Below are 17,699 nucleotides of genomic sequence, written 5' to 3' on the forward strand. Positions count from 1 at the left end.
AGGAAAAGTGGATAGCGCTTTTCCGTCCGGAATTGCGTAAAAACAAAAAGGCTCTAACCCTTCTTACCCAGCGCACCGTTGTTGGTAATGGTGATGAAATCGGTCTCGTTGCCGGTTTCCGGTCCAACACCGGTATCGGAAATCGTCAGTGACGATCCGGCTGTCAGCAAATCCTCGATGCGGTGACGGATATCGTCGGGAATGGTGATGCGATTGAGCGCCTGTCCGGCTGCGTCGAACGATTGCGATTGCTCCTCGCTGGTGATGCCGTAGCGCTTCTTCGTCTGCTTGCTCAAATCTTCTTCGAGCGTCATGCCGAACCAGTCGGCCTTTCCGCTGATCCGGTCGATCGCGTTGGCGGTGAAGAAATGCACGCCGAGCGCTTCTTGCGGCTCGGCGATAATTGCAGGCCCTTCGAAGAGCGGCTTGAAGTTCTGGCGGACCATGATCGCACCGTTCGGCGGTTCGCCCTTGCCGGCGGCGGCATAGACTGCCTTCATCAGCGCGGGACTGACAAGGCCGCCCGTCGTCTTGATATCATGTGCCTTCTTGAAGTCTTCGATCGCCTGCACTGTCGCCGGCCCGAGTATCCCGTCGGGTGTTCCGGTGATAAAGCCCATTCCATTCAGGATGCCCTGTAGGTCGCGCACGTTTTCGCGCAGCCCGCGCCGGGTGATGAGGATGCTGAGCGGCGCTGGATCGGCCGGTGGCGCTAGAGTCTCCTGTGCCTTCGGTATCTTGATCGAGGTTAGGTCATTCGTCGCGACCTGCAACGGTTGTGCCTGCGGCAGGAAGCTCGCGGTCATGGGACGCAGTTCGATGCCGGAAAACAGTGCCGGCGGTGGTGCTGGCAGCGGCTGGAACAGCGTCGCGTTTTCGAATGGCTGCGGCACGAGCGGCTGATCGGCGATGACGACATGGACGCCGCGCTCGGTCATTTGATAGAGCATCTTGGCAAAGGCCTTCGGCATGCGCACGCAGCCATGGGACGCCGGATAATTCGGCACCGAGTTGGACTCGTGCAGTGCGATCCCCGACCAGGTCAGCCTCTGCATGAAGGGCATGGGCGAGGCCGAGTAGAGGTTGGACTCGTGATAAACCTTCTTTTCCAGAATGGAGAAGATTCCGCTCGGGGTCGTGTGCCCGCGCTTGCCGGTGGAAACCTTCGAAGTCGCGATCACCTTGTCGCCGTCATAGACCGCAAGCGACTGCCTGTCCTTCGACACCACGATCTGCAGGGTGCGGGCATCCGGCGCAGCAAAGACGGGATGAGAAAGGGCGGTGGCTGACAATAGCGCCAGTCCAAGCAACAAAAATGGCTTCATAGACACAACCAAAACGCAATACTCGTTGTGCCGAAGGTTAGACTTCGAAGTTTAAGGAAGACTTGCCGAAAACTCATGCCTTTCCGCGTCCATGAAAACGTGAGTTCGCCGAACGCCAGCCCAATACGGCATCGCCGAAGCGGAGCGATCAAACTCTGCTTCGGCGATGATTGAAATCTCGAGCTTATGTGCGATCAGTGGACGTTGGAGGCCACCCAGTTGTGCCAGTCCTGCTCGCTGCCGTGGAAGGCGTTGAGGTCGATCCTGCCTTCGACGCCGTGGGATACCCCGGAGCCGGAATATTGCCAGAACAGCCATTTCCGGCCCGGATAGACCTTGGACGGATGTTGAGCCACGGCGCGCAGCCAGAAGGGATAGTCGAGCAGTTCGCCGCTCAGATTATCGCGATAGAAATCCGGTGCGGTGTAGACGATCGGGCGCTGGCCGTAATGCTTTTCCAGCTTGTCCATAAAGACCTGCATCTTGGCGAGAACCTGCTCGCGCGAAGGACGTCGCTTGCAGCTCGACTCGCCATTCCATTCGACGTCGATGACAGGCGGCAGCGCTCCGGCCTCCTTGGGCACGTTGCGGATGAACCAGTCCGCCTGCTCTCCCGCAGTCCGGCACCAATAGAAGAAGTGATAGGCGCCGTGCTTAAGGCCGGCCTGCTGGGCGGCACGCCAGTTCTTCTTGAACATGGGATCGAGATGATCGCCGCCGTCCGTTGCCTTGATGTAGACGAAGTTCGCACCCTGGGTGCGCAGCGTATCCCAGTCGATCTCGCCCTGCCAGCGCGAGACGTCGACGCCATGGACGGCGAGCTTTCGGGGCGAAGTGGACGTACCGAAGTTGATCGGCTTGGCATCCCGGAAACGATGGCTGTAGATCTGCATCGGCTGCTGCCTCAGGGCGCGGGGCATCGGGTTTGATGGAGAGAGCATGGCGAGCGGCCGCTGCAGCGGCACGGGTGCATCACTATCGTCGCTCTGATCGGAAGGCATGATCCCCTCCGGGCGGAGGTTCGTCGGCATGGCGACTGCGAGAGCCTGCTGTCGCTCGACGCGCGAAACCGTTTCGCCGATTTCGACCGACGGCACCGGCCTGCTGGTCTTTGCAATGGAACTCGTCAATTCTTTCGAAGGCGGTGCGGCTTGCGCGGCTTCGCGCTCACCTCGGGCGGCGCAGCCTGAAATCGTCAGGCAGGCGAGAAAAATGGTCGATACAGCCGATAGACGCATAGGAACCCGTACGCAAAACACACTCGGCGACGAGTTCACGCCGCCGGAAAGTTACAGAATCCAAGTCCTAATGGAAATTTACCAAAAAAGTTTGAATCCGAGCTTTTTCGCGCGAAATAATCGCGCGTGTGGTGCGATTATTTGCGACACAGCCAAAAATCACCATGTGGTGACTTGTGCTAAACAATTGTTATTTGTGGTTTTTGTCGCCAAACGTGTAGCCGGTTTCGACTGTCTTATTGCCGAATTTCTCTCGAAGTTTGTCCATGGCTGCTTCCGCCGCGGCCCGTCGCGCAGCCTGCACGTCGATAAGATCGGGTGGATCTGCGCGTCCGGCATCGCTAAGATCGGTGACGCCGATGCCGATGAGGCGAAACTTCGTCCCGCCCGTTTCGGGTTCGAGCAGCCTCAGACCGGTGCGGAAAATCCGGTCTGCAAGCTGGGTCGGGTCCTCCAGACGGCGGTTACGCGTGCGGATCTTGAAATCCGAGGTTTTGAGCTTCAGCACGACGGTCTGGCCGGCAATGCCGCTGCGTTTCAGACGCCGTGAAACCTGCTCGGAGAGATCGCGCAGGATCGGCACGAGATCCTCATGGCGCCAGATATCTTCGAAGAAGGTGGTTTCGGAAGACACGCTTTTCGCGGCTTCGTTTGGATGCACGGTTCGGTCGTCGATCCCGCGCGAGAGGCGGAAAAGCCGCTGCCCAATTACGCCGTAACGGCGCATGAGATCGCCTTCCTCCATACCCTGCAATTGGCCGATAGTGCGGATGCCATCGCTTTCGAGCGTCGCGGCAAAGGCCTTGCCGACACCCCATATCGTCGTGACTGGCCGTGGCTCCAGAAAGGAGAGGGCCTCTGCCTTGCCGATGACGGAGAAGCCTCGCGGCTTCTGCAGGTCGGAGGCCACCTTGGCGAGGAACTTGCAGTACGACAGCCCAACGGAGATGGTAATGCCGATTTCCTGTTCCACCCGCTTGGCGAACTTGGCGAGAATGCGAGCCGGCGGATCGTGATGGAGCCGCTGCGTGCCGTCGAGTTCAAGAAACGCTTCGTCGATCGAAAGCGGCTGAACCAGCGGCGTCAGGTCCTGCATCATGCCTCGAACCTCGCGGCCGACGCGGACGTATTTCTCCATGTTTGGACGGATGACGATAGCCTGTGGGCAGGCTTCCAGCGCCTTGAACATCGGCATGGCGGAGCGCACCCCATGGATGCGGGCGATATAGCAGGCGGTGGAGACGACGCCGCGCTTGCCGCCGCCGATGATGACAGGCTTATCGGCGAGCTCCGGATTGTCGCGTTTTTCGATGGAGGCATAGAAGGCATCGCAATCGATGTGCGCCAACGTCAGCCCATAGAGCTCCCGGTGGTAGACGAGGCGGGGGCTGCCGCAGCTCCGACAGCGCGTGCGCATGGCCGATTGCTCGCTCAAGCAATCGCGACAGAAGCCGGAGATCTTGTCGGGCACATGGATCATGGAACGAGAACAAAAATTGAACATCGCCACTTTATGTTCTAAGCTTGCGAGTCTCAAGCTGGAAAACTGCCGGGGAGGCGGGATGGCAGAATTTAATCGTGCAGCCGTTGACGCCAGACCGATGGGACGATTTCGAGACGTTATTTGGGCCAAGCGGCGCCTGTTATGGCTGTTGGTGCACCTATTTCCGCGTCCCGACATCGCAGCGCAAGACGATGGATGCAGCAGCAAAGAAGCAGTTGATCCGCGAGCGAATCTCGGCTGGGCCGCCGCCCGGCCTTCTAGGCTACAATGATGGACAACCGATCGCCTGGGTGCAGGTCGGTCCGCGTGCAGAGCTGCCGCAATGGAACTCGCCGAAAACGGTGTCGCGTCCGCTCGATCCCGCCGATGCGGAAGACAGTTCCGTCTGGGCGGTGAGCTGCTTCTTCATGAATTCGAAGGATCGCGGCAAGGGACACAGCCACCGCATGTTGTCGGAGGCCGTGAATTTTGCCCGTGCGTCAGGCGCGCGGTTGCTCGAAGGCTGTCCGATCGAGCGTACCAAGCAGTCGAAATCCGTCGGTCTCTATGTCGGTTCGCAGCGCATCTTCGAGGCCGCCGGATTTTTGGAAGTTGCAAAGCGCAAGGATGGCAGGCCTCTGATGCGCCTTGTGCTCTGAGGGCGGCGTCAGCGCGCGATATGGGCCCGGATCAGCGGCGCTGCCTGGCTCCATTCATTGGCTTCTGGAATACCCGCGGCCGCTGCCGGTGCCATGCGGTGGACGATGGAATCCGGTTTCAGATTGATGAGGAGGCACTCCGGAACATGCTCGCTGACCGAATGCAGATTGTGGGCCATGTCATCGACGAAGGCGAGAGGGATCTCGCGCCGCCGGTGCAGCGAGCGCACGATCGGCCCCTTCGGCTGCAGCGACGCGAGCAGTGGATAGGCAAGCTCCAGTCTGTCCAGCAGTCGCCGCCTCTGTTCCCAGAACTGCGGCGGCATGGCGGTGAGGAAAACGATGTCAGCGTCTTTCGAGAATTCGCCGAGCGTATCGACCACGCGATCGAGTGGTGTCTGCCATTTTTCCTGTGCCTCGAAGAAGGCCCCGATCAGCCGATGAACATCCTTTTCTTCCAGCGCAGAGCCGTTGGCCTTGGAGACGATGTTGCCCGTCAGCCGGAAGGAACGCGGCAGGAATTCATGGCCTTCTGCCTCGATGAAGGTCAGGAAGGGCGCAAAGAAGTGCAAGACGACGTCGTCGACATCGCAAACGATCAACGGCCGCTCCTGCAGCCGGATATGCGATACGTCGAATTCGATCGGGGCATCCATGATCAGTATTCTCCAGAGGCAAGGCCGGGCGGCGAAAAATGCGCCGATGCAGCGGCGACGGCCTCCGGCGCAATGCCGCTGGCCTCGCAGAAGGCCAGCAATGTCGGTTCGTGGTTCATGAGGAAATCGAGCATACCGGCAAGAAAGGCCGGCTCGTTGATGGCGTTGCGCACCTGTGCCGGCTCTATGCCGGTCAACGCCAAGAAGCGGCCGAACATATCCGGTTCATTGGCCAGCCAGCCGAGTACGGCAATGGCAGTCTCTTGCGGGTCGGCCGCGCTCTTCTTCGGGTTCTTGAAGTTACTTTGCATTTTGACGGGTGAGTTACCTATTTTTCAACCAAATGCCGGTAGTTTGCGATTCAAGTATTTCTGGAATCGGTTCCTCGCGACCCTATATTTCGAGAGAATGGATGCAATACCGGATGCAGGGACAGCTTTCCATGCCTAAGCAGGTAATGATTGTAGAAGACAACGAGCTGAATATGAAGCTCTTTCGCGATCTGATCGAAGCGTCCGGCTACACGACGATCCAGACCCGCAACGGCATGGAAGCGCTCGATCTGGCGCGCAAGCACCGTCCCGATCTGATCCTCATGGATATCCAGCTGCCGGAAGTTTCCGGTCTGGAGGTCACCAAATGGCTGAAGGAGGACGACGATCTGCACGTGATCCCTGTGATCGCGGTCACGGCCTTCGCCATGAAGGGCGATGAAGAGCGCATTCGCCAGGGCGGTTGCGAGGCCTATGTCTCGAAGCCGATTTCGGTGCCGAAATTCATTGAGACCATAAAGACCTATCTGGGCGACGCCTGATGATGGGGAAGAGCTGATGACCGCACGCATCCTGGTAGTCGACGATATTCCGGCCAATGTGAAGCTTCTGGAAGCGCGGCTGCTCGCCGAATATTTCGAAGTGCTGACAGCCGAAGACGGCTTGAAGGCGCTCGCCATTTGCGCGGGCACGCAGGTCGATCTCATCCTCCTCGATATTATGATGCCTGGCATGGATGGATTTGAGGTGTGCGAACGCCTGAAATCCGATCCCCGCACCGCCCATATACCCGTCGTCATGGTCACGGCGCTCGATCAGCCTGCCGACCGTGTGCGCGGCCTGAAGGCCGGTGCCGACGATTTCCTGACCAAGCCCGTCAACGACCTGCAGCTCATTTCGCGCGTCAAGAGCCTGCTTCGCTTGAAGACATTGAGCGACGAGCTGCATATGCGCAACGAGACTGCGCGCAATTTCGGTATTGACGATCTGATGCGGGCTGGTGACGGCCGCACCGAGGAAGCCGGCCAGGTACTGCTGGTCGATGGCCGCGCCAATTCGCAGGAGCGTATCATCCGCACGCTCAAGCCGATCGCTCAGGTCGTCGCAATGTCCGATCCTCAGGCCGCTCTGTTTGAGGCTGCTGAACGGCCGTTCGAACTGGTCATCGTCAATTCGAATTTCGATGACTACGACCCGCTGCGGCTCTGCTCACAGCTTCGTTCGCTGGAGCGCACGCGTTTTCTGCCCGTGCTGCTGGTGACGGAGCAGGGCGCGGACGACATGATCGTTCGCGCGCTGGATCTCGGCGTCAACGACTATATCGTCCGGCCGATCGATCCGAACGAACTCGTCGCGCGCTGCCTCACGCAGATACGCCGCAAACGCTATAATGATCGTCTGCGCGCCAGCGTACAGCAGACGATCGAGCTTGCCGTCACCGATGCGCTCACCGGTCTGCATAACAGGCGCTATCTCGACAATCATCTCAAGGTGCTTTTCGACCGTTCTTTGGCGCGGGGCCGGCCGCTCTCGATATTGATTACCGATATCGATCGCTTCAAGACCGTTAACGACACCCATGGCCACGATGCCGGCGATGAAGTTCTCAAGGAATTTGCCGCGAGAATCCGTTCCACGGTACGCGGCGCAGATCTCGCATGCCGTTATGGGGGCGAGGAGTTCGTTGTGGTCATGCCGGATACGCCTGCCGATACGGCCGCCGCGGTCGCGGAACGACTACGCGCTGCGGTAGAAAATATGCCGGTGAAATTACGCGAAAACGGTGTTGCGCTTAACATCACCGCATCCTTCGGAATTTCGTGCCGTTTGGAGACGATCGAGACGCCGGAGCAGTTGATGAAGCAGGCGGACCTTGCGCTTTACGAGGCCAAAAGAGCAGGACGTAACAGGGTTGTAGCTTCAGCGGCCTAGGGACGAATGGCACAGAAATGCGGCCGCGCATGAATATTGAGCGTATTTTTCATGTTGTGAACAACAGTTCAAAATTTTTTGTTCTCTATCCTGCGGGCTTCGTCACATAGCCCTGTTTTAAAGAAACGCTGCATACTTATACTTTTGAATTTGGCAGATACCTTCGTTTTTTGGGTGCTTTCGGAATATTCGTGTCATATCGGCATATAGTTTTGTTTTGTTGACGGCATGTTGATGAGATGTCCGTTGAAAGTTAACAGATTAACTGAATGTAATTCATATATTCAAATGAGCTTGAATATCTGTATTCAGTCTTTTCTAACAAAGGAGGCATTATCACTTTATTCTTGATAGTTTCTTTGGTTTATTTCACTAAGACTATCGGACATTCCTTTCCGCTAAAGTCATGAATTTTAACCATCCGAGCAGACAGGCATTTTTTATCATTAAGAATTTGTTGATTTTCTTTCGGTTTCGCGCGAATTTAGTCTCGTACATGGACAACCCGCAAGGGTTCCGAGATACCCCATGATGCTCAGGTCCGCCGCATCTCCTGGGTCGTGGGGTCGGTCGGCTGGCAGGCAGAAAGATAACGGTTCCTCGTGCCGTTTTGCAGGCTAGCCGGCCCCCAATTTTAAAACGCCGCTCTTCGTTCATCGAAGGCGGCGTTTTTCTTTTCCACCGACATGGCAGGCCATTGCTGACGTCGCAAAATCGGACAACGATCGAGCCGATGCCGGCAAAACAAAAAAGGCGCTAGCCCGAGGGTTTAGCGCCTTTTGTAACCTAAAGTTTAGGAAACTTACTTGATCTTCGTTTCCTTGAACTCGACATGCTTCTTAGCAATCGGGTCGTACTTCGTCTTCGTCATCTTGTCCGTCATCGTACGGCTGTTCTTCGTCGTGACGTAGAAGAAACCGGTGTCGGCCGTCGACAGCAGCTTGATCTTGATGGTGGTAGCCTTGGCCATGGTCGTCCTGCCTTTAATAAAAATGAACGCCGTGGACGGCCAGTGCGGAGGTCCACGGCGAATTCTGGCGCGAAAATACAAATCGCGCTCGAAAAGTCAACCTCTGTTGCCCATGAAAAGCAGGCGTATCCCCGAAAGCAGGACATAAAGGCCGAAGAAAAAGGCCACAGCCCAGGCAAAGCCGCTGGGATTGGCGAGATCCATGGCGGTACCGATCGTCGGCGGCCCTAGAACCATGCCGACGGCGTAACAGAAGACGAAGGCCGCGTTGGCGGCCACCAGATCGACGCCGGTCAGTCGCGTGCCCAGATGGCTGAGCCCGACCGTATACATACCGGAAACGCAGCCTCCCCAGAAGAGCAGGATGATCGCGAGAATGATCCAGTTCGATGCCAGGGAGGGCAGCAGAAGCGCTCCGACAAGCCCGATCGTGGCCATGATCGACAGCAACGGCCGCTTGTCGCGCATGCGGTCGGCAAGCAGGCCGAGTGGGATCTGGAAGACGAAATTGCCGACGCCCATGACGGTCAGCAGCAGTGCGGCCTGTGATTCGTTGAAGCCGAGCCGTGTCGCATAGCTGGTGAAGAGTGAGCCGCCGCCGACGGTGACCGCGCCGAACACGAAGACTGCGGCCGTCGCCGTTGGCACCAGGAAGATGTAGCGGACGAAGTGCAGCTCCGGCTTCTCGTCGACGATCGGGCTCTCGTTGCGGGCGATGAAGATCGGGATGGCAGCAGCCAGAATGATGCAGGCGCCGATGATGAAGGGCATCAAGCCCTCGCTGCCGACAACGGAAAAGAGCAGGGGGCCGGCCGCAAAACCGAGCGAGAACACGGTGGAGTAAAGCCCGAGCACGAAGCCGCGCTTCGAAGGCGGCGAAGCAGCATTGATCCAGAACTCCGATAGGATGAACAGGGTCGTCGTCGCTCCATGAAAGACGATTCGCAGCGGAAACCACAGCAGCAGATTTTCCGCATAATAGAAGCCGAGCGAGCTCAAGGCCGACAGAAAGACAGCCCAGATCATCGTTTGCACGACGCCGAAGCGGTGCGCGAGCTTCGTGGTGACGACCGCAGCCAGCATCGAGGCGACGCCCATCATCGCAGTATTGAGCCCGATCAGGCTTGAGGGAACGCCGCGTTTTTCGAGAATGATACTCAGAAGCGGCAGGCCAAGTCCGATGGCGATGCCGACGGCGGATACGGAGGCAATGGCTGCGACGAGCGAAGGCCAGTGAATTTCTTCGACATGGCCGGCCTTGTCGTTCGTCGGTTCAAGCATAAACTGATTCCTGGAGCATGAGACGGTCGAATCGATCCGGACGCGCAACATAGAAAGGCACGGCTCGGCCAAATTCAGGTGACGGGTCGGCTTTCATGAGATCGGTCAAACCCTCCGGAATGGTCCCCTTGACGCGGGGCATGTTCAGACAAGAAATGTTGCCGATGTCAAGCCGTTGCTGATTAACGAGCTCGCGCGAATGGCGAATATCGGTCGAATCGACGATGATTCCCGATAGAAGGGTGTGATGCGGCAAGACAACTTCGGTCGGGGGCGCTGGCCGGCTTCGGGGACGGGCACCTGTCGTCACGAACGATCGTTCCCTTGATCCCATTCCTCGGGACTGTCGTCATGGCCGCCGAAGCCATGCATGCGCAGCGCCCATTGCAGGCCGATGACGCCACCCTTAATCGGCTGGATGATGGCAAGCGCCGCAATAATGGTGATCGGTGCCCAGATGGCGAGATGCGCCCAGAGCGGCAGCTTGAAGGTCATATCAGTCAGCATGTAGCCGCCGACGATGATGTGGCCGAGAACGAGGATCACCAGATAGGGCGGCAGGTCATCGGCGCGCTGGTGGGAAATATCTTCGTCGCAGACCGCGCAACGGTCGACAGGCTTCAGGAAAGCGCGGAATAGCTTGCCGGTGCCGCAGCGCGGGCAGCGGTTCAGCATGCCGCGGGAAATCGACCGTCCGAGCGGACGTTCGCTCTCGTCTGAACCGCCGAAGCGGATGGGAGAGTCGGATGGTCTGCCCGTCATGAATACGCGTCCTCCGTGCCGGCAGCCATCTTTTATCTACGGCCGCGCGGCGGTCTCGTGCCTGGCGCCTTGCGAGCCTGGCTCTTGTTGCGGCGGGTCGCCTTGTGGAAGGAGCGCACCGCCGTCGGCATAGGCTTGCCCTCGCTCAGCATTTCGAAGCGCAGGGCTCCCGCAAGCGGCACGGCTTCCGCCAGTCTCACCGTCACATCGTCGCCGAGACGATAGCCGAGCCCCGTCCTTTCACCCGTCAGCGCCTGATGCGCCTCGTCATAAATGAAGTAATCGGTGCCGAGCGTAGATATAGGGATGAAACCGTCGGCGCCATACTCTGGAAGGGTGACAAAAAGTCCCGACTTAGTGACGCCGCCGACCCGGGCCTCAAATTCCGCGCCGACCTGACCGGCGAGGTGATGGGCGATCAGCCGATCGACCGTCTCACGCTCTGCGGCCATGGCACGGCGCTCGAAGGTCGAGATTTCGGCCGCGATATCGTCGAGCGAGGCCTCTTCGTCCGGCGTAATCGCACCTTCGCCGAGGCCGAGCGAGCCGACGAGCGCGCGATGCACGATCAAGTCGGCATAGCGGCGGATCGGCGAGGTGAAGTGGGCGTATTTCATCAGGTTCAGGCCGAAATGCCCGATATTGTCGGGGCTGTAGATCGCCTGGCTCTGCGAGCGCAGCACCATCTCGTTGACCATGGTTTGATGCGCCGTACCCTCGGCTTTCGCCAAGATGCCGTTGAAACTGTTGGCGCGCACGTTGCCGCCCTTGGCAAGCGATATGCCGAGGGTGGCGAGGAATTCGCGCAACACCTCCTGCTTGGCGAGCGTCGGGCCATCGTGGATACGATAGATCAGTACCTGCTTCCGCTTTTCCAGCGTCTCGGCAGCGGCAACGTTCGCCTGAATCATCATCTCTTCGATGAGCTTGTGCGCATCGAGGCGCGGCGGCACGAAGACGCGATCAACGGTGCCGTCCGGCTTCAACAGGATCTTGCGCTCGGGCATGTCGAGCTCGAGCGGCTGGCGCCGGTCACGGCCCTTTTTAAGAATGTTGTAGGCGTGCCAGAGCGGCTTCAGGATCGGTTCCAGCATCGGACCGGTCTTGTCGTCGGGCTTGCCATCGATCGCCGCCTGCGCCTGCTGATAGGAAAGCTTGGCCGCGCTCTTCATCATGATGCGATGGAAGGTATGGCCGGCCTTGCGGCCTTCCTTGGAGAAGATCATTCGAACCGCGAGGGCAGGGCGGTCGACGCCTTCCTTCAACGAGCAAAGATCATTGGAGATGCGTTCGGGCAGCATCGGCACGACGCGATCGGGGAAATAGACCGAATTGCCCCGCTTCAGCGCCTCGCGGTCAAGGGGCGAGTTCGGCCGCACATACCAGGAAACGTCGGCGATGGCGACGGTCACGATCACGCCGTCAGGATTGTCGGGCGAGGGATCCATTTCCGCATAGACGGCATCGTCATGATCCTTGGCGTCGGCCGGATCTATGGTGATCAACGGCAGGCTGCGCCAATCCTCGCGATGGGACATGGTGGCCGGCTTGGCGGCATCGGCCTCCGCAATCACGGGAGCCGGAAACACGTGCGGGATACCGTGCGCGTGAATGGCGATCATTGAGATCGCCTTTTCGGAGGCGACGGAGCCGATGACCGACAGAACCTTGGCGCGCTGCAGACCGAAGCGGCCGAGGCGCGCCACTTCAACTTCGACCAGATCGCCGTCCTTGGCACCGCCGGTATAATCCGGATCGATCACCATCTCCTCGCCACGCCGTTCGATCGGCATCAGCCGTCCGCCGCCACCGGCTGTCTCGCGGAAGACGCCGATGGAGGCGCCCTGTCGCTTGTCGATGACCTTGATGATGCGGGCGGTGTAGGCCGGGCCGCCGCGATCCGCGGCTGGGAAGATTTTTGCGAGAATGCGGTCGCCCATGCCGGCGACAGGCGCCTTGCCCTTGCCGTTGCGGCCGGCTGGCGAGGAGGATTGCTTGATCATGACGGCGGGCGCGACGCCGTTTTCCTCAGCCCATTCGGCCGGGCGGCCGATCAGCATGCCATCCTTGTCGCGGGTGGTGATATCGAGCACGGCGATCGGCGGCAGCGCGCCGGGGCGGATGAGCGACTTGCGGCTCTTCTGCACCATGCCTTCTTCTTCGAGCTCGCGCAAAAGGTCCTTCAGCGCGACGCGGCTCTCACCCTTCAGACCAAAGGCTTTGGCAAGCTCGCGCTTGGACGCCTGCTGCGGATGATCAGCGATAAAGCGCAGGATCACCTCGCGCGGCGGCAGAACGCCGTGCATGATGGCCATCATCGGCTCTGCACTCTCGCCCCGCTTGATCGCGCGACCAGACTTGCCGGGGCGTCGCTCCGACGATGAAATCTTGCCGCGCGGTTCTCTGCTCACTCTGCACTCTTCTTTTTCGCTGCCGTCTTGGCCGCAGGCTTCTTTGCAGCAGCCTTCGGCTTGGCGGTCGTTTTTGTCGCTTTTGCGCCGGCTGCCGCGGTCTTTGCCTTGGCGGGCGCCTTCTTGGTGGTGCCGCCGCTCTTGCCCGCCTTGGCAGCGATCAGAGCCAGAGCTTCCTCGACCGTGATCGCCTGCGGATCCGTGCCTTTCGGTAGCGTCGCATTGACTTTGCCCCAGTTGACATAGGGGCCGTACTTGCCGTCGCGAACGGTGATCGCGCCGCCGCCATCCGGATGCTCGCCCAGTTCCTTCAGTGCCGCCGGTGTGCCGCCGCGTGCCTTGCCACCCGCTGCCTTGCTCTGCTTTTCGGCAATCAGCGTCACCGCGCGGTTGAGACCGACGGTGAAGACGTCCTCAACGCTTTCGAGATTGGCGTAGCTGCCGTCATGCAGCAGGAAAGGCCCGTAGCGGCCGATACCGGAAGAGATCATCTTACCGGTTTCCGGATGCTTGCCGATGTCGCGTGGCAGCGAGATCAGCGCCATCGCCTTTTCATAGTCGATATCTTCCGGCTTCCAGCCACGCGGCAGCGATGCACGCTTGGCATCCTTGCCGTCGCCGCGCTGGATATAGGGGCCGAAGCGGCCCGAACGCAGCGTCAGCTCTTCACCGGTCACCGGATCGGCGCCGAGAGCCTTCGGCTCGTTCAATCCGTTGGATTCGGCTTCCGCGCCGCCTTCCGACGAAAGCTGGCGGGTATAATTGCATTCCGGATAGTTCGAGCAGCCGACGAAGGCGCCGTATTTGCCGAGCTTCAGCGAAAGATTGCCCGTGCCGCACACTTGGCAGATGCGCGGATCGCTGCCGTCTTCGCGCTTCGGGAAGACAAGCGGTGCCAGCGCATCGTTCAGTGCATCGAGGACATTGGTGACGCGTAGTTCTTTGGTGTCCTCGATCTGGGCGAAGAAATCGCGCCAGAAGTCGCGCAACACGTCCTTCCAGTTCAGCTCGCCGGCGGAGATGCGGTCGAGCTTCTCTTCGAGATCGGCCGTGAAATCATACTCCACATACTTGGTGAAGAAGCTTTCGAGGAAGGCCGTCACCAGCCGCCCCTTGGCCTGCGGCACCAGCTTGCGCTTGTCGATGGTCACATAATCGCGGTCACGAAGCGTTGCGAGCGTTGCCGCATAGGTGGAGGGACGGCCGATGCCGAGCTCTTCCATCTTCTTGATCAGGGAGGCTTCCGAATAGCGCGGCGGCGGTTCGGTGAAATGCTGCGTCGAGTTGATCTTCTGCTTGGCGAGATTTTCACGGGCATTGATCTCGGGCAGGCGGCCGCCTTCTTCGCTGTCGTCGCTCTGCTCGCCATCTTCCTTCTGATCGGTATAGGCGGCGATGAAGCCATCGAAGCGGACGACGGAGCCGACAGCGCGCAGGCCAGCCTTCTTGCCGGCATTGTCAGCGAGGATCTCGACCGTCGTGCGCTCGATTTCGGCCGATGCCATCTGGCTGGCGATGCCGCGCTTCCAGATCAGGTCATAGAGCTTCAGCTGGTCGTCATCGAGGAATTTGCGGATGCGATCCGGCACGCGGTCGAAATCGGTCGGGCGGATCGCTTCGTGCGCTTCCTGGGCATTCTTGGCCTTGGTGGAATAGAAACGTGCCTTTTCCGGCAGGTAACGGTCGCCGAACTGATTGGCGATGGCGCGGCGTGCGGCATCGATCGCTTCCGGCGCCATCTGCACGCCGTCGGTACGCATATAGGTGATAAGGCCGACGGTCTCGCCGCCGATATCGACGCCTTCATAAAGCTTTTGCGCCACCTGCATGGTGCGCGAGGCCGAGAAGCCAAGCTTCGAGGAGGCTGCCTGCTGCAGCGTAGAAGTGGTGAATGGCGGGCTCGGATTGCGCTTGACCGGCTTTGCCTCGACCGTGTCGACGACATAGGAGGCGCCTTCGAGCAGGGCCTTCAGCCTGCCGGCCTCTTCCCCGTTGCCGATCGCGCGCGGCTGCAGGCGCTTGCCGTCGGCGGAGACCAGACGCGCTTCGAACTCGTCGCCGCGCGGCGTCTTCAGGATCGCCGAAAGGTTCCAGTATTCTTCCGAGATGAAGCGTTCGATCTCCGACTCGCGATCGCAGACGAGGCGAAGAGCGACGGACTGCACGCGGCCGGCCGAACGGGCGCCGGGCAGCTTGCGCCAGAGAACCGGCGACAGGTTGAAACCGACGAGATAGTCGAGGGCGCGGCGGGCGAGATAGGCATCGACCAGCGGCACGTCGATGTCGCGCGGTTCGGCCATCGCGTCGAGAACGGCCTTCTTGGTGATGGCATTGAAGACGACGCGCTTCACCGGCTTGCCGTTGATCACGCGCTTCTTGTTCAGCACGTCTAGCACGTGCCACGAAATGGCTTCGCCCTCGCGATCCGGGTCGGTCGCGAGAATCAGGCCGTCGGAGGTTTTCAGCGCGTCGGCGATGTCCTTGATGCGCTTTTGCGAGGCACCATCGACTTCCCACAGCATTTCGAAATCCTGGTCCGGCAGCACCGAACCATCTTTGGCGGGCAGGTCGCGCACATGGCCGAAGGATGCAAGAACCTTATATCCGGGTCCCAGATATTTATTGATTGTCTTGGCCTTGGCAGGCGATTCCACCACTACAACGTTCATCATCAAGTCTCTGAATACGAGGTCGCGCCGGTACAAGACGCGGGAGATACCGGGTTTTTCCGTCTTCCCGGCTCTCCGACATGGACAGGGAAATCGTCGCGGTCAAGAGGCTACTGCATAATTCCTTAAATCGGAATCGATTGAAGGGTAAAATTATGCAGCACCTTTAACGTGTTACAGCGACCTTTGCGTGTCATATGTGACGCGCGGCGCTGTAATGTGCCTGGCGAGACGATGCAATGCTTAGAATCGGTACGTCCGTCACAATTTTCAATCCAGCATGGAGATCGACACAAGTCCGCCGGGGTGTCGATGCAGCCTACCGGCCATGTCGAGTTCGAGAAGGACGGAGTGAATGGCAGATATCGATAAGCCGGTGTGGCGGGCGATATCGTCGATTGCGACCGGCGTCGGCCCGAGTGCTTCGACGATATGGTCGCGCTCGGCGTCATCGGGCGGCGCGGAAAGCGGTTCGCTTCTTTCAACGGGCGCTGCGGCGGGGCGCGGGCGAAAGAGGTCCGGTTCGGTGAGCGGTCGCAACGCCTCAACGATATCGTCCGGCGACGTGACGATCATCGCGCCGTCTTTCAGCAGGCCGTTCGTCCCTTCGCAGCGCGGATCGAGCGGCGAGCCGGGAACGGCAAAGACAAGCCTGCCGAATTCTCCGGCAAGGCGCGCTGTTATCAGCGAGCCGGATCGCGTTGCCGCCTCGACAACAACGACACCGAGCGAGATACCGGCAATGAGGCGATTGCGGCGTGGAAAATCGCGCGCCCGAGGTTCCCAGCCGAACGGCATCTCGCTCACGGCCAGTCCGTTACCGTCCCAGATATCGTTGAGCAGGCCAATATTCTCGGGTGGATAAGGCTGGTCCAGCCCGCCCGCCATAGCGGCGATCGTGCCCGTTGGGAGGCTTGCGCGATGGGCTGCCGTATCGATGCCGCGCGCGAGCCCCGAAACCACTGCATAGCCTGCTTCACCGCAGGTGCGCGCGATCATGGCGGTGAATTTCGCGCCGCTGATCGATGCATTTCGCGAGCCGACCATGCCGATAGCCGGCTTCGTAGCTACAGACATGTTGCCTTTGACAGCCAGCAGCGGCGGTGCGCCATCGATCTCGCGAAGGGCAGGGGGATAGTCCGGTTCACCGATGCCGACGAAACGTGCTCCGAAGCGATGCGCCGCTTCCAGTTCTCGCAATGCATCCCGCTCTTCGGCGATGCGGATCGCGCGCGTCGAGCCGCCACGCTGTGAAAGCTCCGGCAGAGCGGCCAGAGCCGCTTCGGCGGAGCCGTAGTGATTGATGAGATCGCGGAAGGTGGAGGGACCGACATTGTCGGAGCGGATGAGCCTGAGCCAGGCGATCCTCTGTTTCTCAGTCAGCGCAACTCCGGTCCGTCTTGCGCTGCCTGTATCCATTATCCCTTTGCTCCGATCTTGCCTTCCGTTCCCGCAGTCAGCCGGGCAATATTTGCCCTATGCTTATACCAGGAGATGACGGTCATCAGCGCCATGACAGCGGCGATCTTGTCGGCGCCCAATATCCACAATACAACCGGGATGACAAGAGTTGCAACCAGTGCGGAAAGCGAGGAATAGCGCGTGGTAAAGGCGATCGCCAGCCAGACGATGGCGAAAATCAAAGCCATCAGCGGCGCGAGGCCGAGCAGGATGCCGAGGTAGGTGGCGACACCCTTGCCGCCCTTGAAGCCGATCCAGACCGGGAAGATATGGCCGACAAAGGCGGCGAAACCGGCGAGCACACCGGCATCCTCGCCGAAGAAATGCACGGCGATCAGGACGGCCGCGGTACCCTTGAAGGCATCGAGTAGCAGGGTTGCGGCTGCAAGCCCCTTGTTGCCAGTGCGCAGCACATTGGTTGCGCCGATATTGCCCGAACCGATGTTGCGCACATCGCCGAGACCGGCCATTCGGGTCAGCAACAGGCCGAAGGGGATGGAGCCGAGCAGATAACCGATGACGAGGGCGGCAAGCGCGGTCTGCAGGGTAAGCTGCCAAGTCCAGAAATCAGCCATCGCGT

General features: G+C 59.8%; 16 protein-coding genes. 3 read left to right on the forward strand and 13 right to left on the reverse strand.

The window, feature by feature from the left end:
* Positions 1-53: 53 nt before the first annotated feature.
* From I8E17_RS05060 to I8E17_RS05070, 3 genes are all read right to left on the reverse strand, one after another.
* A complete protein-coding gene (locus I8E17_RS05060; RefSeq protein ID WP_069614956.1) occupies positions 54-1,325 on the reverse strand; it encodes a L,D-transpeptidase family protein in 1,272 nt (423 codons plus the stop codon).
* 194 nt (positions 1,326-1,519) lie between these two features.
* Positions 1,520-2,563: a GH25 family lysozyme gene (locus I8E17_RS05065; protein WP_069614955.1), complete on the reverse strand. Its 1,044-nt coding sequence runs from the start codon at positions 2,561-2,563 to the stop codon at positions 1,520-1,522.
* Between the two features lie 190 nt (positions 2,564-2,753).
* Complete coding sequence (locus I8E17_RS05070) at positions 2,754-4,043, reverse strand: DNA polymerase IV (RefSeq protein WP_069614989.1); 1,290 nt, start codon at positions 4,041-4,043, stop codon at positions 2,754-2,756.
* A gap of 98 nt (positions 4,044-4,141) precedes the next feature.
* Between I8E17_RS05070 and I8E17_RS05075 the strand changes: the two genes are divergently transcribed.
* Positions 4,142-4,705, forward strand: coding sequence for a GNAT family N-acetyltransferase (locus I8E17_RS05075; protein ID WP_229002083.1), 564 nt, complete (start codon positions 4,142-4,144; stop codon positions 4,703-4,705).
* Positions 4,706-4,713: 8 nt separating this feature from the next.
* On the opposite strand, the gene I8E17_RS05080 is transcribed toward I8E17_RS05075, so the two are convergent.
* Together I8E17_RS05080 and I8E17_RS05085 are read right to left on the reverse strand one after the other, a co-directional pair.
* The gene (locus I8E17_RS05080; RefSeq protein ID WP_069614953.1) at positions 4,714-5,361 is read right to left on the reverse strand and encodes a hypothetical protein; all 648 of its coding nucleotides are present in this window, start codon (positions 5,359-5,361) and stop codon (positions 4,714-4,716) included.
* Between the two features lie 2 nt (positions 5,362-5,363).
* The gene (locus I8E17_RS05085) at positions 5,364-5,672 is read right to left on the reverse strand and encodes a DUF3572 domain-containing protein (RefSeq protein ID WP_069614952.1); all 309 of its coding nucleotides are present in this window, start codon (positions 5,670-5,672) and stop codon (positions 5,364-5,366) included.
* A 131-nt stretch (positions 5,673-5,803) separates the two neighbouring features.
* Between I8E17_RS05085 and I8E17_RS05090 the strand changes: the two genes are divergently transcribed.
* Positions 5,804-6,175 (forward strand): response regulator, encoded by a 372-nt coding sequence (locus tag I8E17_RS05090; RefSeq protein ID WP_028754034.1) that lies wholly within the window; start codon positions 5,804-5,806, stop codon positions 6,173-6,175.
* A 16-nt stretch (positions 6,176-6,191) separates the two neighbouring features.
* The gene (locus tag I8E17_RS05095; protein WP_069614951.1) at positions 6,192-7,565 is read left to right on the forward strand and encodes a PleD family two-component system response regulator; all 1,374 of its coding nucleotides are present in this window, start codon (positions 6,192-6,194) and stop codon (positions 7,563-7,565) included.
* A gap of 802 nt (positions 7,566-8,367) precedes the next feature.
* Here I8E17_RS05095 and rpmG read toward each other — a convergent pair.
* The 8 genes from rpmG to plsY all read right to left on the reverse strand — a co-directional run bounded on the left by rpmG (position 8,368) and on the right by plsY (position 17,694).
* Positions 8,368-8,535, reverse strand: a complete 168-nt coding sequence (rpmG, locus tag I8E17_RS05100) for a 50S ribosomal protein L33 (protein WP_003587245.1) — start codon at positions 8,533-8,535, stop codon at positions 8,368-8,370.
* 96 nt (positions 8,536-8,631) lie between these two features.
* Positions 8,632-9,816: an MFS transporter gene (locus I8E17_RS05105; protein ID WP_069614950.1), complete on the reverse strand. Its 1,185-nt coding sequence runs from the start codon at positions 9,814-9,816 to the stop codon at positions 8,632-8,634.
* Positions 9,809-10,072: a hypothetical protein gene (locus tag I8E17_RS05110; RefSeq protein ID WP_113366355.1), complete on the reverse strand. Its 264-nt coding sequence runs from the start codon at positions 10,070-10,072 to the stop codon at positions 9,809-9,811. Before I8E17_RS05110 ends, I8E17_RS05105 begins: the two co-directional genes overlap by 8 nt.
* Positions 10,073-10,122: 50 nt before the next feature.
* Complete coding sequence (locus I8E17_RS05115) at positions 10,123-10,578, reverse strand: DUF983 domain-containing protein (RefSeq protein ID WP_069614948.1); 456 nt, start codon at positions 10,576-10,578, stop codon at positions 10,123-10,125.
* 32 nt (positions 10,579-10,610) lie between these two features.
* Complete coding sequence (gene rnr / locus I8E17_RS05120) at positions 10,611-12,989, reverse strand: ribonuclease R (protein ID WP_113366356.1); 2,379 nt, start codon at positions 12,987-12,989, stop codon at positions 10,611-10,613.
* Entirely contained in the window at positions 12,986-15,658 is a 2,673-nt protein-coding gene (gene topA / locus I8E17_RS05125; protein ID WP_113366363.1) for a type I DNA topoisomerase, read from the reverse strand. The genes rnr and topA overlap by 4 nt, the downstream gene beginning before the upstream one ends.
* Positions 15,659-15,928: 270 nt before the next feature.
* The gene (gene dprA, locus I8E17_RS05130; protein WP_069614946.1) at positions 15,929-17,077 is read right to left on the reverse strand and encodes a DNA-processing protein DprA; all 1,149 of its coding nucleotides are present in this window, start codon (positions 17,075-17,077) and stop codon (positions 15,929-15,931) included.
* Positions 17,077-17,694, reverse strand: coding sequence for a glycerol-3-phosphate 1-O-acyltransferase PlsY (gene plsY / locus I8E17_RS05135; protein ID WP_069614945.1), 618 nt, complete (start codon positions 17,692-17,694; stop codon positions 17,077-17,079). The genes dprA and plsY overlap by 1 nt, the downstream gene beginning before the upstream one ends.
* Between the last annotated feature and the right edge of the window lie 5 nt (positions 17,695-17,699).

Origin of the sequence: Rhizobium sp. AB2/73 (assembly GCF_020871915.1) — a bacterium.
Taxonomy (GTDB): domain Bacteria; phylum Pseudomonadota; class Alphaproteobacteria; order Rhizobiales; family Rhizobiaceae; genus Rhizobium; species Rhizobium dioscoreae.

Coding starts and splice junctions, on each gene's coding strand:
- I8E17_RS05060 (WP_069614956.1), bottom strand. CDS start 1,325: ATGAAGCCATTTTTGTTGCTTGGACTGGCGCTATTGTCAGCCACCGCC.
- I8E17_RS05065 (WP_069614955.1), bottom strand. CDS start 2,563: ATGCGTCTATCGGCTGTATCGACCATTTTTCTCGCCTGCCTGACGATT.
- I8E17_RS05070 (WP_069614989.1), bottom strand. CDS start 4,043: ATGATCCATGTGCCCGACAAGATCTCCGGCTTCTGTCGCGATTGCTTG.
- I8E17_RS05080 (WP_069614953.1), bottom strand. CDS start 5,361: ATGGATGCCCCGATCGAATTCGACGTATCGCATATCCGGCTGCAGGAG.
- I8E17_RS05085 (WP_069614952.1), bottom strand. CDS start 5,672: ATGCAAAGTAACTTCAAGAACCCGAAGAAGAGCGCGGCCGACCCGCAA.
- I8E17_RS05090 (WP_028754034.1), top strand. CDS start 5,804: ATGCCTAAGCAGGTAATGATTGTAGAAGACAACGAGCTGAATATGAAG.
- I8E17_RS05095 (WP_069614951.1), top strand. CDS start 6,192: ATGACCGCACGCATCCTGGTAGTCGACGATATTCCGGCCAATGTGAAG.
- rpmG (WP_003587245.1), bottom strand. CDS start 8,535: ATGGCCAAGGCTACCACCATCAAGATCAAGCTGCTGTCGACGGCCGAC.
- I8E17_RS05105 (WP_069614950.1), bottom strand. CDS start 9,816: ATGCTTGAACCGACGAACGACAAGGCCGGCCATGTCGAAGAAATTCAC.
- I8E17_RS05115 (WP_069614948.1), bottom strand. CDS start 10,578: ATGACGGGCAGACCATCCGACTCTCCCATCCGCTTCGGCGGTTCAGAC.
- topA (WP_113366363.1), bottom strand. CDS start 15,658: ATGAACGTTGTAGTGGTGGAATCGCCTGCCAAGGCCAAGACAATCAAT.
- dprA (WP_069614946.1), bottom strand. CDS start 17,077: ATGGATACAGGCAGCGCAAGACGGACCGGAGTTGCGCTGACTGAGAAA.
- plsY (WP_069614945.1), bottom strand. CDS start 17,694: ATGGCTGATTTCTGGACTTGGCAGCTTACCCTGCAGACCGCGCTTGCC.